This window comes from Pseudomonas chlororaphis subsp. chlororaphis (assembly GCF_003945765.1).
GTDB lineage: Bacteria > Pseudomonadota > Gammaproteobacteria > Pseudomonadales > Pseudomonadaceae > Aquipseudomonas > Aquipseudomonas chlororaphis.
The window spans coordinates 4,703,182-4,720,824 of record NZ_CP027712.1 but is presented as its reverse complement, the minus strand read 5'-3'; the positions used below and the strand labels follow the sequence as shown (position 1 = coordinate 4,720,824).

At 66.8% G+C, this 17,643-nt stretch carries 4 protein-coding genes; 2 read left to right on the top strand and 2 right to left on the bottom strand.

The window, feature by feature from the left end; all coding sequences use genetic code 11:
• Nucleotides 1-1,137, bottom strand: coding sequence for a cupin-like domain-containing protein (locus tag C4K27_RS21125; RefSeq protein WP_053262024.1), 1,137 nt, complete (start codon nucleotides 1,135-1,137; stop codon nucleotides 1-3).
• Nucleotides 1,138-1,448: 311 nt separating this feature from the next.
• Here C4K27_RS21125 and C4K27_RS21120 point away from each other — a divergent pair, with 311 nt between their 5' ends.
• Nucleotides 1,449-2,189 carry a thioesterase II family protein gene (locus C4K27_RS21120; protein ID WP_053262023.1) on the top strand — a complete coding sequence of 247 codons (741 nt, stop codon included), beginning with the start codon at nucleotides 1,449-1,451 and terminating at the stop codon, nucleotides 2,187-2,189.
• Between the two features lie 77 nt (nucleotides 2,190-2,266).
• Here the strand turns inward: C4K27_RS21120 and C4K27_RS21115 are convergent, their stop codons facing one another.
• A complete protein-coding gene (locus C4K27_RS21115; RefSeq protein WP_053262022.1) occupies nucleotides 2,267-3,250 on the bottom strand; it encodes a siderophore-interacting protein in 984 nt (327 codons plus the stop codon).
• Between the two features lie 177 nt (nucleotides 3,251-3,427).
• Between C4K27_RS21115 and C4K27_RS21110 the strand changes: the two genes are divergently transcribed.
• Nucleotides 3,428-17,641: a non-ribosomal peptide synthase/polyketide synthase gene (locus C4K27_RS21110; protein ID WP_125738081.1), complete on the top strand. Its 14,214-nt coding sequence runs from the start codon at nucleotides 3,428-3,430 to the stop codon at nucleotides 17,639-17,641.
• Nucleotides 17,642-17,643: the final 2 nt, after the last annotated feature.

Genomic DNA, 17,643 nt, shown 5'->3' with positions numbered 1-17,643 from the left:
CTACCAGCCGCGCCCGGAGTTGACCCAGAAATTCACCGACAGCGAGGTGGACACCGACTCTACCTGGTGGAACCAGCCTTCGGGCAGGAACAGCAGGTCGCCGGCTTCCAGGATGACCCGCAGGAAGGTCACGTTCCGCGAGGCCGGAAAACGCTCGTAGTCCGGCGCGTCAGGGTTGACCTCGCAACCGTCGAGCCCGCCCTGGGGCGCGGTCGACCAGGTGCCCAGCGCCTCACGGTGGTGGGGCGCGGCGAGGATGAAGGACTTCTGGCCCCAGACCTGGGCAAACAGGTTGTCGGTGTCGTCGCGGTGCAGCGGGGTCAGGGTGCCCTTGGGGCCGATCCAGATCCGCGGCGGGATGAACAGCGAGCGGTCGAAGTAGGGCGGGTACTGGATCTGCTCCAGCAACTGCGCCGGCAGGATGTTGTTGCCCATGTAGGCGGGCGGTTCGCCGTCGGCGTTTTTCGGCGCCGGGTTGTCCAGCGAGGCGATGAACTCGGCCATCGAGGTGGAGCGGAAGTCGCGCTCGGTGGAAAAGGTCTTTTTCACGTAGTCGCCGTGGCGGGTGATGCCTTGCAGTTCGGCGAAGTGCACCAGCGATTCTTCGCGGCTGAGCTGGAATAGCGGCCAGTCCTGCAGGGCATCGCTGATCACCACGGGAATGCCCTGGGGCAGGTAATGCGTCCTGAACTCCTCCACCGACAGCCCGCTGCGCGGACGCCGTTCCACCGTGCGCTGGGTCGGCAGGCCGGCCGAGACTGTCTCGCTGTAGCGCGGCGGGGTGGGGTAGCGAGTGTTCATCTCGACTTTCTTTTCCAGCGCGCCACCGCCATGCCGGGCATGGTCGATGATCTGCGGCAGCAGCGTGGCCAGGCCCATGTTGCCGCCGATCTTCAGGCGGCCGCTGGCGAACAGTTCCTCGACGTTGGCGCTGCCGCCCATGATCCCGAGAAAGTCGGCCTGGGCGACCTCGATGGTGACATCGGGCGCCGGGTGCCGGCCGGCTTCGGTGCGGCTGTGCGCCTGGACCTGTGACCAGAATGCCAGCTGTGGACCGAACACGAATTGAAAGGTGCCTTCGATTCCCACGGCACCGGCATTGGCGAACAGCTTTGACAGAATGGTCTGCAAGTCCACGGCGATCTCTCTTGTTGGTTGGTTTGATCTGCAGCAGGGAACGAAGGCTGTATCGGGAAATTTATGGGGATGACTGACTCAATGACGACCGGTCAAGCGAAGGGGATCTAATGTAGGAGCGAAGCTTGCTCGCGATGAACCTGAGAACACCGCGTTTACCCAATGCAAGACGCGGTATCGTTAACGACCATAACGAGCAATCGAGCGTCGACCGACTGCTCCTACAGATGGGCGTCAGGCCGGCTGCCGCACTAATTTGCCGGCCAGGTGGCACGTCCAGTCTTTACCATCATTTTTTCAAGGGGAACACCGTGACCCAGCTGACGTTGCTGTGCCTGCCGTATTCCGGAGCCAGCGCCATGGTCTACAGCCGCTGGCGGCGCAAGCTGCCCGAATGGCTGAAATTGCAGCCGGTGGAACTGCCGGGGCGGGGCGCCCGTTATGCCGAGCCGCTGGCCACCGACATGCGCGAGCTGGCGCGGCAACTGGCGGTGGAAGTTCGTGCGGGCCTGCGTGCGCCCTATGCCTTGTTCGGCCATAGCCTGGGGGCGCTGCTGGCCTGCGAGCTGGCCCACGCCCTGCGGGCCCTGGGTTGTCCGGAACCGGTGGCGCTGTTCGCTTCGGGGACCGCGGCGCCGACCCTGCGCACCGACTACGACCGGGGTTTTGCCGACCCCAAGACGGACGAACAACTGATCGAACAGTTGCGCACCCTCAATGGCACCAGCGAAGAGGTATTGGCCAACCAGGAATTGATGAGCCTGACCCTGCCGATCCTGCGCGCCGACTTTCTCCTGTGTGGCCGTTTTCGCCCGCTGCAGCGACCGTTGCTGAACTGCCCGGTGCATGTCCTGGGAGGCAAGGCCGACCGGGCCACCACCGAACAGTTGATTGGCTGGAGGAAGGAGACCCAGGGCAGCTTCTCCGTGGACATGCTGGCGGGCGGGCACTTCTTCATCCACGAACACGAAGCCAGGGTCCTGAGCCTGATCAAGGGCCACCTTGAGGTGCATCGTCGGCGTCACCTGCAAGCCGAAACCGCGGTTTCCTGAGCCAGGCAATGTAGCCGCTGCCGCAGGCTGCGATCGGCCGGCACGGCCGCGGCGTTCCCAAGGTCCAGGCAGATCTGTCAGCCCAGCGACGTGCCCAGGCGCCAGTAGCCCATCAGCGCCAGGTTGCGGCGTTCCAGACCACGCTCGTTGATCAGGTGCCGGCGGATCTTCATGACCGTGCCCGACTCGCCGGCGATCCAGGCATAAAAGCCGTTGTCCGCAGGTTTTGCCGAATCCCAGGGGCGCAGGTCGTCGGCGTTCTCCTGGGGCTTCAGGGGGCGTGGGTGCTTGCCCGGCGCGGGCAGCTCGGCCAGTTCCCGGGCGGCGTGCATCAGCGCCTCGCCATGGCTGGCGCCCAGCACGTCGCGGGGCAGCCAGCTCAGGCGGGTCTGGTGGTTGTGGCGCAGCGCCAGGCAATCGCTTTCGTGGGGCACTTCGATGAACGCCTGGACATCGGGCGGCGTCGGGTACTCCATCAGGTCTTCGAGAATCCCGGCGATGGCCGGCAGCGCGGTTTCGTCGCCGATCAGCAGGACCTTGCGGATTCCCGCCGGCGGTTGCCATTCGTAGCCGCCGGGGTCGCCGCTGAAGGCTTTGTCGGGCACGGCCATTTGCAGGCGGTCGCCGACCTTGGCCTGAGTCGCCCAGCGCGACGCCGGGCCGGTGACCCCGTGCAGCACGAAGTCCACGTCCAGCTCCGCGGGCTCGGCGCGCAGGGCGCGGATGGTGTAGGTGCGCATCGGCGGTTGTTGCGCCGCCGGCAGCTTGCGCCGGGCCGCGTGCCAGTCACCGATGCGCGGCAATTCGGGCGGCAGGCCGTCGGCAGCGGGGAACAGCAGCTTGATGCGCTGGTCCGGCGCCAGGGTGCGGGTGTGGGCGACGTCCTCGCCGGTAAATACGAAGCGCGCCATGCAGGGGCTGAGGCTGATCCGTTGCTTGAGTTGGACATTGATCAGGCGGTAGGCGCGCGGCTGCTGGTTGCCTGCGCCGACCAGTTTGCGCAAGCCGTTTGCCAGCGAGCTGTTTGACAGGAAGTTGGCCAGTGAGGTTGCAGAGGACATGATCGCGACCTTGTGTGGAAAGTGATGGTCCTCTTTTGACGAGTCGCCATCCGTGGAATTTAACGGCGGGCCGCGGTCTGGCGCGCTGGGGCGGGGGTTAATTTTTCCTCCTGCCCATCCGTTCCGTAGGGATAGCCGAGCCAATGCTCGATACCCAACATGTACGGATGAAGCCAGATGAATGCTGAAAAGTCCCTGAAACTCGCCAGTCGATTTATCGAGCTGCCGCTGGAAAAGCGGCGGGTGTTCCTCGATGGTCTGCGGGCGGAAAACATCGACTTTTCGTTGTTTCCGATTCCCGCCGGGATCGCCGCCGAGGATCGCCAGGCGCTGTCCTATGCCCAGCGCCGCATGTGGTTCCTCTGGCAGATGGACCCCCACAGCGGCGCCTATAACCTGCCGGGCGCGGTGCGCCTGCGTGGCGCCCTGAACCTGCCGGCCCTGGAGCAGGCGTTCGCCAGCCTGGTGGCGCGCCACGAAACCCTGCGCACGGTGTTCAAGCGCCATGCCGACGAGCGCCTGGAGCAAGTGGCGGTCGAGACCCTGGTGCCCGTGGAGTCGGTGGACCTCAGCGCCCTGGCGCCCGACGCGCGAGAGCAGGCGGTCGCGGAGCAGGCGCAGCGCCAATCGCTGCAACCGTTCGACCTGGGCAGCGGGCCGCTGCTGCGGGTCAAGCTGCTGAAGCTGGCGGACGAGGAACATGTGCTGCTGTTGACCTTGCACCACATCGTTTCCGACGGCTGGTCGATGAATGTGCTGATCGACGAATTCATCCGTTTCTATGACGCCCATGAGCGGCAGCAAGCGCCGCAACTGCCGGCCTTGCCGATCCAGTACAGCGACTACGCCCTGTGGCAGCGCCGCTGGCTGGAAGCCGGGGAGCAGGCGCGGCAACTGGAGTACTGGCAGGCACAATTGGGCGACGAGCACCCGGTGCTGGAGTTGCCCACCGACCATCCGCGCCCGGCGATGCCCAGCTATCGCGGCACCCGCTATGACTTCGTCATCGAGCCGGCCCTGGCCGAGCAACTGCGCGCCACCGCCAGGCAGCACAACGTGACCCTGTTCATGCTGCTGCTCGGGGCCTTCAACGTACTGCTGCATCGCTACACCGGGCAGGACGACATCCGCGTCGGCGTGCCGATCGCCAACCGCAACCGCGCGGAAGTCGAAGGGCTGATCGGTTTCTTCGTCAACACCCAGGTGCTGCGTACCCGGCTGGACGGGCAGACGCCGGTCAGCCAGTTGCTGCAACAGGTCAAGGAAGCGGCCCTCGGCGCCCAGGCCCATCAGGACCTGCCGTTCGAGCAACTGGTGGAAGCGCTCAAGCTGGAGCGCAGCCTGAGCCATACCCCGCTGTTCCAGGTGATGTACAACCACCAGCCGCAGGTCGCCGACATCAGCGCGGTCAGCACCGCCTCGGGCCTGGAGCTGAGCCTGGTGGAGTGGCAAAGCCGCACCACCCAGTTCGACCTCACCCTGGACACCTTCGAAAAGTCCGGCAAGCTGCAGGCCGCGCTGACCTACGCCAACGACCTGTTCGACGCCGCCACCATCGAGCGCATGGCGCAGCACTGGACCCGCCTGTTGCAGGCGATGGTCGCCGATACTGCGCAGCGGGTCGGCGAGCTGCCGATGCTGGCCGCCGCCGAACGGCAGCAACTGCTGCTGGAGTGGAACCAGACCGAGGCCCGCTATCCGGTCGAGCGCTGCCTGCACCAGTTGATCGAAGAGCAGGTGCAGCGCACGCCGCACGCGCCGGCCCTGGTGTTCGCCGGGCGCGAACTGAGCTACGCCCAGCTCGACGCCCGGGCCAACCAGCTGGCGCACCTGCTGCGCGAGCAGGGGGTGGGCCCGGACGTGCTGGTGGGTATCTGTGTCGAGCGCTCGATCGAAATGGTGGTCGGCCTGCTGGCGATCCTCAAGGCCGGCGGCGCCTATGTGCCGCTGGACCCGGAATACCCGCTGGACCGCCTGGCCTACATGATCGAAGACAGCGGCATCGCCCTGTTGCTCACGCAAAGCGCGTTGCTGTCGGTGCTGCCGACCGAGGCGGTCAAGGTCATGATCCTCGATCAGGGCCAGGACTGGCTGGACGGCTACAGCGAAGCCCCGCTGGCCCTGGTCAGCGGGCCGCTGAACCTGGCCTACGTGATCTACACCTCGGGTTCCACCGGCAAGCCCAAGGGCGCCGGCAACAGCCACGCCGCGCTGGTCAACCGCCTGTGCTGGATGCAGGACGCCTATGGGCTGGATGGCAGCGACGCGGTGCTGCAAAAGACCCCGTTCAGCTTCGACGTGTCGGTCTGGGAATTCTTCTGGCCGCTGCTGACCGGTGCGCGCCTGGTGGTGGCCGCGCCGGGCGCCCATCGCGAGCCGGCGCTGTTGATCGAGACTATCGTCAAGCACGGCATCAGCACCCTGCATTTTGTGCCGTCGATGCTCCAGGCGTTCATCCACGAGCCGGGCGTACAGGCCTGCGCCAGCCTCAAGCGCATTGTCTGCAGCGGCGAAGCCTTGCCCCTGGATGCCCAGCAGCAGGTGTTCGCCAAGCTGCCGGACGCCGTGCTGTACAACCTCTATGGGCCGACGGAAGCGGCCATCGACGTGACCCACTGGACCTGTATCGACGAGGGCGCTTCTAGCGTGCCGATCGGCCGTCCGATCGCCAACCTGCGCACCTATGTGCTGGACGCCGAGCTGTCGCCGGTGCCGGCCGGTGTCGCCGGCGAGCTGTACCTCGGTGGCGCCGGCCTGGCCCGCAGTTACCATCGCCGTCCGGGGCTGACGGCCGAGCGTTTCGTCACCAGCCCGTTCGAGGCCGGCACGCGCCTGTATCGCACCGGCGACCGGGTGCGCCAGCGCGCCGACGGGGTGATCGAATACCTCGGCCGCCTCGATCACCAGGTCAAGTTGCGCGGGCTGCGCATCGAACTGGGCGAAATCGAGACCCGCCTGATGCAGCACCCGCTGGTGCGCGAAGCCGTGGTGCTGGTGCAGGGCGGCAAGCAGCTGGTGGGTTATCTGGTACTGGAAGACGCCGAGCCGGCCGCCACCTGGCAGCAGGAGCTCAAGGCCTGGCTGCTGGGCAGCCTGCCGGAATACATGGTGCCGGCTTACCTGATGCCCTTGGCGAAACTGCCGGTCACCGCCAACGGCAAGCTCGATCGCAAGGCGTTGCCGCTGCCCGAAGCCACAGCGCAGCAGGCCTTCATCGCTCCCGAGGACGCCACGCAGAAAGCCCTGGCGGCGATCTGGTGCGACGTCCTGGGCCTGGAGCAGGTCGGCCTGGAAGACAATTTCTTCGAACTGGGCGGCGATTCGATCATCTCGATCCAGGTGGTCAGCCGCGCCCGCCAGGCCGGCATCCGCCTCAGCCCGCGGGACCTGTTCCAGTACCAGACGGTGCGCAGCCTGGCGCTGGCGGCGGTGTTCGAGAGCCCGAACGTGATCGACCAGGGCCCGGTCAGCGGCGAGGCGATCCTGACCCCGGCCCAGGAGTATTTCTTCGAGCAGGCGATTGCCGAACGTGGCCACTGGAACCAGTCGCTGCTCCTGACCCCGCGCCAGAAGCTGCACGCGCAGTGGCTGGAAGGCGCGCTGACGGCAGTGCTCAATCATCACGACGCCCTGCGCCTGCGTTTTGTCCAGGGCGCCGACGGCTGGCAGCAAAGCCACGCCGCACCGCTCGCCGAGAGTGGCCTGTGGCAGTGCCAGGCTGAAAACACCGAAGCCCTGGCTGTGCTCTGCGACGAGGCCCAGCGCAGCCTGAACCTGCAGCAGGGGCCGTTGTTGCGGGCCGCGCTGATGGATCTGGCCGATGGCAGCCAGCGCCTGTTGCTGGTCATCCACCACCTGGTGGTGGACGGCGTGTCCTGGCGCATCGTGCTCGAGGACCTGCAGCGCGCCTACGGCCAGCTGGCGGCGGGTAACGCAGTGGCCTTGCCGGCCAAGACCAGCGCCTACCAGGCCTGGGCCGAACAACTGCAAAGCCATGTCCGGCAAATGGAGGCGCAACTGCCTTACTGGCAGGCGCAGCAACAGGCCGGGCTCGACCTGCCGTGCGATAACCCGCAAGGCGGCCTGCACAATCGCCTGGAGCGCAAGATCGAATCGCGGCTGGACAGCGAGCTGACCCGGCAACTGCTGCAAAGCGCGCCGGCGGCCTATCGCACCCAGGTCAACGACCTGCTGCTGACCGCGCTGGCCCGGGTGCTCTGCCGCTGGAGCGGGCAGGACGCGGCACTGATCCAGCTCGAAGGCCATGGCCGTGAAAACCTTGCTCGCGAAGAGCTGTCCGCTGACCTGGACCTGAGCCGCACCGTCGGCTGGTTCACCAGCCTGTTCCCGGTCCGCCTGCAACCCCAGGACGAACTGGCGAGCGCGATCAAGGCGATCAAGGAACAACTGCGCGCCGTGCCGGGCAAAGGCCTGGGCTATGGCCTGCTGCGTTACCTGGGCGAGCCGGGCAGCCGCGAGCTGCTGCAGGCGTTGCCGGCGCCGCGCATCACCTTCAACTACCTGGGGCAGTTCGACCGTCAGTTCGACGACACGGCGCTGCTGGTCCCTGCCGTGGAAAGCAGCGGCCGCGCCCAGGACCCGGATGCGCCGCTGGCCAACTGGCTGACCCTGGAAGGGCAGGTCTACGGTGGCGAGCTGGCGCTGCAATGGGGTTTCAGCCACGAGATGTTCGAGGACGCCACCGTGCAGCGCCTGGCCGACGCCTATGTCTTGGAGCTCAAGGCGCTGATCGCCCATTGCTGCACGGTCCCGGCCGGCCAGGCCACGCCGTCGGACTTCCCACTGGCGACCATCGGCCAGGCTCAGCTGGATGCGCTGGCTCCGGACAGCAGCGCCATCGAAGACCTCTATCCGCTGTCGCCGATGCAGCAGGGCATGCTGTTCCACACCCTGTACGAGCCCCAGGCCGAGGCCTATATCAATCAGCTGCGCCTGGATATCCGCGGCCTGGATCTCCAGGCCTTCGCTTGTGCCTGGCAAGCCGCGCTGGACCGCCACGCGATCCTGCGCAGCAGCTTCCACTGGCTGGGGCTGGAAGTCGCGCACCAGGTGGTACACCGTCACGTCGACCTGCCATGGCAGGTCATCGAGGACGCCGCCGCGGACCTCGAAATCCTGGCGAGCGCCGAGCGCAAGCGTGGTTTCGAACTGAGCGGCGCGCCGCTGCTGCGCCTGCAACTGGTCCGCTGCGGCGACGATGCCTGGCACCTGATCTACACCAGCCACCACATCCTGATGGACGGCTGGAGCAACGCGCAGCTGCTCGCCGAAGTGATCCAGGACTATGCCGGACAGGCCCCGGGCCAGCCCTTGAGTCAGCCCTTGAGTCAATACAGCGACTACCTGGGCTGGTTGCAGCAGCAGTCGAGCGCTGCTGGCGAACAGTTCTGGAAGGCCGTGCTGGCCCCGCTGCAAACCCCGACATTGCTGGCCGAGGCCTTGCGTCCGCCGGTCGACGGCAGCGGCAGCGCCGAGTACCGAGTGGCCCTGGACGCAGCCGCGACCCAGCGGCTGGCGGACTTCGCCCGGCAGCACAAGGTCACCCTCAACACCCTGGTGCAAGCGGCCTGGGGCCTGCTGCTGCAACGCTATACCGGGCAGGATTGCGTGGTCTTCGGCGCCACGGTGGCCGGGCGTTCGGCGGCCTTGCCGGGTATCGAGCAGCAACTGGGGCTGTTCATCAATACCCTGCCGCTGGTCTGCGCGGCGGCGCCGGACCAGCCGCTGAACCAGTGGCTGGCCGCGCTGCAGAACCTCAACCTGAGCATGCGCGAGTACGAACATATACCGCTCTACGACATCCAGGGCTGGGCGGGGCAGCAGGGCACGGCACTGTTCGACAGCCTGCTGGTGTTCGAGAACTTCCCGGTGGCCGAGGCCCTCAAGGGCGGCGCGCCGGCCGGACTGGCGTTCGGTGAGCTGCACAACCACGAGCGCACCCACTATCCGCTGACCCTGGGCATCGAGCTCGGCGCCGGGCTGAGCCTGGAGTTCAGCTATGACCTGGCGCGCTTCAGCGCCGCCCAGGTCGCGCAATTGAGCGCCGACCTCCAGCACCTGCTGGCGCAGATGGTCGTCTCGCCGCAGGCGCCGCTGGGCGAACTGCGCCTGCTGGATGGCGCCGGGCAGGCCGCGGTCCTCGCCGTGAGCCAGCCCCAGGCGCTGCACCTGCACAGCGAACAGCTGGTGCACCAGCGTTTTGCCGCGCAGGCCGCCGCCACCCCGGACGCGCTGGCGCTGCAAGCCGGCGACCAACGCTTGAGTTATGGCCAGTTGAATGCCCTGGCCAACCGCCTGGCGCACCGCCTGCTGGAGCAGGGCGTGGCGCCCGGCCAGCGGGTCGGCCTGGCCATGGGGCGAGGCCCGCAGTTGATCGTCAGCCTGCTGGCGGTGCTCAAAAGCGGCGCGGCCTATGTGCCGCTCGACCCGAAATACCCGGCCGAACGTCTGGCCTACATGATCGAGGACAGCCGCCTGGACCTGCTGCTGTGCGCAGCCGGGCTGCTGGAAGATCTGGTACTGCCGGCATCGTTGCCGCGACTGGGCTTGGCAGCGTTGCGCCTGGACGATCTGCACACTGAGCTGGCGGCGTATGCCGACAGCGATCCGCAGAACCGCGCCGCCGCCAGCGACCTGGCGTATGTGATCTACACCTCCGGTTCCACTGGCCTGCCCAAGGGCGTGGCCATCGATCACGGCGCGCTGCGCGAGTTCTGCCAGACCGCCGCGGAGTATTCGCGGCTGACGGCCGAGGACCGGGTTCTGCAGTTCGCCACCGTGAGCTTCGACGGTTTTGTCGAGCAGTGCTATCCACCACTCTGCGTCGGCGCGGCCCTGGTCATGCGTGGCGACGAGCCCTGGGATGTCGGGCAACTGGCGGACGAGATGGTCCGCCATGGCGTGACCCTGGCCGACTTGCCGGCGGCTTACTGGTACCTGCTGGCCCGCGAGTGCGCGATCGACGCCAAGCGTTCCCTGGGCCGCCTGCGCCAGATGCATGTGGGCGGCGAAGCCATGTCCGTCGAAGGCCTGCGCCTGTGGCACGAGGCTGGCCTGGGGCATGTGCGCCTGCTCAATACCTACGGCCCGACCGAGGCCACGGTGGTCTCCAGCGTGCATGAGTGTCGCCTGGAAGACGCCAGCGATGCCTTTGGCGTGCCGATCGGCCGGGCCATTGGCGGACGCACGCTCTATGTCCTCGACAGCGCCGGCCAGCTGTTGCCGGCCGGTGGTGTCGGTGAGCTGTGCATTGGCGCGTCGTCCGGCCTGGCGCAGCGTTATTTCGATCGCCCCGGCTTGACCGCCGAGCGTTTCCTGCCCGACCCCTTCGCCGCCGAACCGGGGGCGCGGCTCTATCGCAGCGGTGACCTGGCCCGTTACAACGGCGCGGACCTGGAGTACGTCGGCCGTATCGACCATCAGGTGAAGATTCGCGGTTTCCGCATCGAAACGGGCGAGATCGAAGCCTGCCTGCAAGCCCTGGAACAGGTGCGCGAGGCGGCGGTGATCGCCCAGGACAGCCCGGCGGGCGCGCAACTGGTGGCGTATGTGGTGGCCAGCGATCCGGCCCTGGCGACCCCGCCATCGCAGGACGCTTATCGCGCGCAACTGTTGCAGGCGCTGGCCCGTTCGTTGCCGGACTACATGCTGCCGAGCCACCTGCTGTTGCTCGACCGCCTGCCGCTGAACAACAACGGCAAGCTGGACCGCAAGGCCCTGCCCAAACCCGACCAGACTCAGGGCGGCGAGGCTTATCAAGCGCCGCAAACCCGCTTGCAGCGCCAGCTCGCGGCGATCTGGGAAGACGTCTTGCAAAGCGCGCCTGTCGGCCTGGGCGAGCACTTCTTCGCGCGCGGCGGGCACTCGCTGATGGCCACCCAGGTCATCTCCCGGGTCCGTCATGAGCTGCACCTGGAAGTGCCGCTACGGACCTTGTTCGAGCAGCCGACCCTGGGCGCTTTCGCCGCCGCCTGCGCTGGGGTGCAAGGGGCCGGCACGCCGCCGATGCAGGTCCTGGAACGTGGCCAGCCGCTGGCGTTGTCCTATGCCCAGGAACGCCAGTGGTTCCTCTGGCAGCTGGAGCCCGACAGCGCCGCCTACCATGTGCCCAGCGCCCTGCGCCTGAAGGGCAAGCTGGACCTGGACGCCTTGCAGCGCAGTTTCGATGCCCTGGTGGCGCGCCACGAAAGCCTGCGCACCCGTCTGTTGCAGGACGGCGAACGCACCGTGCAGGTGATCGACGCCGAAGGGGCCATCGCGATCCGCTTGATCGAGGCCGACGAAGCCCGGCTGGAAAGCCTGGTGGACGAGGAAATCGCCTGGCCGTTCGACCTGGAACAGGGCCCGCTGTTGCGGGTCAGCCTGCTGCGCTTGAGCGCGCAGGAGCATGTGCTGGTGCTGGTCCAGCACCATATCGTCTCCGACGGCTGGTCGATGCAGATCATGGTCGATGAGCTGGTGCAGCTGTACGCCGCTTACCGTGAGGGCCAGGACCTGCAACTGCCGGCGCTGCCGATCCAGTACGCCGACTACGCCCAGTGGCAGCGCAACTGGATGGAAGCAGGGGAGAAGGCGCGCCAGCTGGATTACTGGCAAACCTTGCTGGGTGGCGAACAGCCGGTGCTGGAGTTGCCCCTGGATCGTCCACGCCCGGCGCTGCAGAGCCATCGTGGCGCGCGCCTGGATCTGGCGCTGGAGCCGGAATTGGTGCAGCAGCTCAAGGCCCTGGCCCAGCGCGAAGGCGTGACGATGTTCATGCTGTTGCTGGCCGCGTTCCAGACCCTGCTGTACCGCTACAGCGGCCAGGCGGATATCCGCATAGGCGTACCGATCGCCAACCGCAACCGGGTGGAAACCGAACATCTGCTCGGCTTCTTCGTCAACACCCAGGTGCTCAAGGCCGATATCGACGCTCAGATGACCTTTGCCGGGCTGTTGCAGCAGGTCAGGCAGCGCGCGCTGCAAGCGCAGAGCCATCAGGACCTGCCGTTCGAGCAGCTGGTGGAGGCACTGCAACCTGAGCGTAGCCTGAGCCACAACCCGCTGTTCCAGGTGATGTTCAACCATCAGAGCGACGCGCGTAACACCCGGCAACTGCCCGGCCTGCTGATGGAAGGCTTGCAGTGGAACAGCCACACCGCGCAGTTCGACCTCAACCTGGACACCCAGGAGACCGCCGAAGGTCTCTGGGCCTCCTTGACCTATGCCAGCGACCTGTTCGAAGCGGCCACCGTGGAACGCCTGATGCGGCACTGGCAGAACCTGCTGCAAGCCGTGACCACCCAGGCCTCGGCGCGCCTGGATGATTTGCCGCTGCTCAGCGAACCGCAGTGGCAGCAGATCGTGCATCACTGGAACGCCACGGCGACCGCTTATCCACAGGACCAGGGCGTGCATCAGTTCTTCGAGGCCCAGGCGTTGGCGCAACCGCAGGCCATTGCCCTGCACTGCAACGGCGAGGCGCTGACCTATGCCGAACTGAACCGCCGCGCCAACCGCCTGGCCCATCGCCTGATGGACGCCGGGGTCGGTCCGGACGTGCTGGTGGCAGTGGCGCTGGAGCGTTCGGTGGAGATGGTGGTCGGCCTGCTGGCCACCCTCAAGGCCGGCGGCGCCTATGTGCCGCTCGATCCGCAATACCCGGCCGAGCGCCTGGCCTTCATGCTCGAAGACAGCCGTGCCCAGGTGCTGCTGACCCAGGAGCGTTTGCGCGAGCGCTTGCAACTGCCAAGCGGCCCGCGGGTACTGCTGGTGGACGGACAGGGCGCCGACGCCGGGTTCAGCACCGAGAACCCGAATGCAGTGCAGTCGCCTGAGCATCTGGCGTATGTGATCTACACCTCGGGCTCCACCGGCAAGCCCAAGGGCGTGATGATCCGTCATCAGGCGCTGAGCAGCTTCACCAGCGGCATGGCCACGACCCTGGGGATCGGCCGTGACGAGCGGATGCTGTCGCTGACCACCTTCTCCTTCGACATCTTCGCCCTGGAGCTTTATGTACCGCTGAGCGTGGGCGCGACCGTGGTGCTGGGCGACCAGGCGCTGGCGCTGGACCCGCAAGCGATTCTCGACCTGCTGCAAGCCCGGGCGGCCAGTGTGGTGCAGGCCACGCCATCGACCTGGCGCATGCTGCTCGACAGCGAGCGGCATTCCCTGTTGCGCGGCGTCAAGTGCCTGTGCGGCGGCGAGGCGCTGCCGAACGACCTGGCCCAGCGCATGCTCGACCTGCAAGGCACGGTGTGGAACCTCTATGGTCCGACCGAAACCACCATCTGGTCGGCGGCCTATCGCCTGTGCGACGCCCAGCCCTTTGTCGGTCGGCCGATTGCCAATACCTCGCTGTTTATCCTCAATGCCGACCTGGCGCCGTGCCCGGTAGGTGCCACCGGCGAGCTGCTGATCGGCGGTGTCGGCCTGGCCCGTGGTTACCACGGCCAGGCGGCGCTGACCGCCGAGCGCTTCGTGCCCGATCCGTTCGGCGGTTCGGGCGCGCGGCTGTACCGCACCGGCGACCTGGCGCGTTATCGCGCCGATGGTGTGGTCGAGTACATCGGCCGGGTCGACCATCAGGTGAAGGTGCGCGGTTTCCGTATCGAGCTGGGGGAAATCGAAAGCCGCCTGCGGGACCAGGCCGAGGTCCGCGAAGCGGTGGTGCTGGCCGAGAACGATCGACTGGTCGCCTATCTGGTCCTCCAGGACGTGACTCGGGACGCGACCACCGAGGCGGATCAGGCAGTGCTGCGCGAGCGCTTCAAGGCGGCCCTGCGCGAATCGCTGCCGGACTACATGGTGCCGGCCTACCTGCTGTTCCTCGAACGCATGCCGCTGACGCCGAACGGCAAGCTGGACCGCAAGGCCCTGCCGAAACCGGACGCCAGCCTGTTGCAGAAACGCCATGTGCCGGCGGTCAGCGAGAAAGAACAACAGGTCGCGGCGATCTGGGCGGATATCCTGGGGGCCGAACGCATCGGCCTGGAAGACCACTTCTTCGAGCTGGGCGGCCACTCCCTGCTGGCCACGCGGGTGGTCTCGCGGGTACGCCAGGCGCTGGGCATCGAGGTCGCGCTGAAGACCCTGTTCGAGCAACCGCTGCTGGGGGATTTCGTCAACGCGCTGGGTAACGTGGCCAGCGAGGTCCCGGCGATCCACAGGATCAGCCGCGACCTGCCGTTGCCGCTGTCCTATGCCCAGGAACGCCAGTGGTTCCTCTGGCAGCTGGAGCCGCAGAGCGCCGCCTACCATATCCCCAGCGCCCTGCGCCTGAAGGGCTGGCTGGACCCGGCTGCGTTGCAGCGCAGCTTCGACAGCCTGGTGGCGCGTCATGAAAGCCTGCGCACCCATCTGCAGCAGGATGGCCAGCGCACGGTGCAGGTGATTCGCGCCGAGGCAACCCTCGACATCGCTCTGGCGACAACCGACGAGGCCAGCCTCAAGGCCCGGGTGATGGAAGAGATTGCCCGGCCGTTCGATTTGCAGCAGGGGCCGCTGTTGCGGGTCAAGCTGCTGCGCCTGGCCGAGGATGAGCATGTGCTGGTGCTGGTGCAGCACCACATCGTCTCCGACGGTTGGTCGATGCAGGTCATGGTCGATGAGCTGGTGCAGTTGTACGGCGCCTACAGCCAGGGCCAGGACCTGCACTTGCCGGCGCTGCCGATCCAGTACGCGGACTACGCCGTATGGCAACGCCAGTGGATGGAAGCCGGCGAGAAACAGCGCCAGCTGGACTACTGGATGCAACAGCTGGGCGGCGAACAGCCGGTGCTGGAATTGCCGTTCGATCACCCGCGCCCGGCGGTGCAAAGCCACCGTGGCGCGCGCCTGGACCTGCGGCTGGATGCGCAGCTGCTGGCGGACCTCCAGACCCTGGCCCAGGGCGAGGGCGTGACCCTGTTCATGCTGTTGCTGGCTTCGTTCCAGGCCCTGCTGCATCGCTACAGCGGCCAGGAAGACATTCGCGTCGGCGTGCCGATTGCCAACCGCAACCGGGTCGAGACCGAGCGCCTGATCGGCTTCTTCGTCAACACCCAGGTGCTCAAGGCCGATATCGACGGGCAGATGACGGTTGCCCAGCTGTTGCAACAGGTCAAGCAGCGCGCGCTGGAGGCCCAGGCCCACCAGGACCTGCCGTTCGAGCAACTGGTGGAGGCGCTGCAACCCGAGCGCAGCCTGAGCCTCAGCCCGCTGTTCCAGGTGATGTTCAACCACCGCGTGACCTCGGCCGACAGTCAATTGCAGTCCATGGCGCAACTGGATATCGACGTGGTGACCTGGGACGAAGGCGTGGCCCAGTTCGACCTGGCCCTGGATATCGAGGAGGCGCCGGCCGAGCTGCGGGCGTCCCTGAGTTATGCCACCGACCTGTTCGAGGCCGCGACCATCGAGCGCATGGCCCGGCATTGGCAGAACCTGTTGCAAGGCATGGTCGCCGACCGGCAGCAGAGCCTTGCCCAGGTGGTGCTGCTCGACGATAGCGAACAGCAGCAGATCCTGACCCTGTGGGATCGCACGGATGCCGGCTTCTCGGCCCAGCGTCTGGTGCATGAATTGGTGGCCGACCGCGCCAGGGAAAATCCCGAGGCCGTAGCGGTGCTTTTCGGCGAGCAACAGTTGAGCTACGGCGAGCTGGAAAGCCGCGCCAACCGCCTGGCCCGGGCGCTGATCGCCCGTGGCGTCGGCCCGGAAGTGCGGGTGGCGATCGCCATGCCGCGCAGCGCCGAGATCATGGTGGCCTTCCTCGCGGTGTTGAAAGCTGGCGGCGTGTATGTGCCGCTGGACGTGGAATACCCGCGCGATCGCCTGCTGTACATGATGCAGGACAGCCGCGCAAAGTTGCTGCTGACCCACACCGCGGTGCAGCAACAGCTACCGATCCCGGACGGGCTGGACAGCCTGGCGGTGGACCGCACCCAGGACTGGGCCGATTACAGCGACAGCGCGCCGAACGTGGCGCTGGACGGCGACAACCTGGCCTACGTGATCTACACCTCCGGCTCCACCGGCATGCCGAAAGGTGTGGCCGTATCCCATGGCCCGTTGGTGGCGCACATCATCGCCACTGGCGAACGGTATGAAATGACCCCGGCGGATTGCGAGCTGCATTTCATGTCCTTTGCCTTCGACGGCTCCCACGAAGGCTGGATGCACCCGCTGATCAACGGCGCCCGGGTGCTGATCCGCGACGACAGCCTGTGGCTGCCGGAACACACCTACGCGCAGATGCATCGCCATGGCGTGACTGTGGGGGTATTCCCACCGGTGTACCTGCAACAACTGGCCGAGCATGCCGAGCGCGACGGCAACCCACCGGCAGTCCGTGTTTATTGCTTCGGTGGTGACGCGGTGGCGCAGTCCAGCTACGACCTGGCCTGGCGCGCACTGCGTCCGACCTATTTGTTCAACGGCTACGGCCCGACCGAAACCGTGGTCACGCCGCTGCTGTGGAAGGCGCGTAAGGGCGATCCATGCGGCGCGGCCTATGCACCCATCGGCGAACTGTTGGGCAACCGCAGCGGTTACGTGCTGGACGCGCAACTGAACCTGCAACCGATCGGCGTGGCCGGTGAGTTGTACCTCGGCGGCGAAGGCGTGGCCCGTGGTTACCTGGAGCGTCCGGCATTGACCGCCGAACGTTTTGTCCCGGACCCCTTCGGCGCACCGGGCAGCCGCGTGTACCGCAGCGGCGACCTGACCCGTGGCCGGCCGGACGGCGTGGTGGACTACCTGGGGCGGGTCGACCATCAGGTGAAAGTCCGCGGTTTCCGTATCGAGCTGGGCGAGATCGAAGCCCGCCTGCGCGAGCAGGACTCGGTGCGCGAAGCGGTGGTGGTGGCCCAGGCCGGGCCGAGCGGCAAGCAGTTGGTGGGTTACATCGTCACCCTGGACCCGACAGTGGCCGCGGATGCTGCCGCCCAGGCGACGTGCCGCGAGAACCTGCGCCGGGCGCTGAAGGCTCGTCTGCCGGACTACATGGTGCCGACGCACCTGATGTTCCTCGAACAGATGCCGCTGACCCCCAACGGCAAGCTGGACCGCAAGGGGCTGCCACTGCCGGACGCCAGCCTGTTGCAACAGGAATACGTGGCGCCCGAAAACGAACTGGAACAACAGATCGCGGCCATCTGGGCCGAGGTCCTGGGTTTGCCACGGGTCGGTTTGAACGACCACTTCTTCGAGCTGGGCGGTCATTCCCTGCTGGCGACCCAGATCACCTCGCGGGTGCATGCCGAGCTGGGGCTTGAAGTGCCGTTGGCCGCGCTGTTCCAGACCGAGTCGTTGCAGGCCTATGCCAAGGCCGCCGGCGATTGCCGGTCGGGCAGTACTGCCGATTTTGATGATCTTAGAGATTTCTTGAGCGAACTTGAGGCGATTTGAAC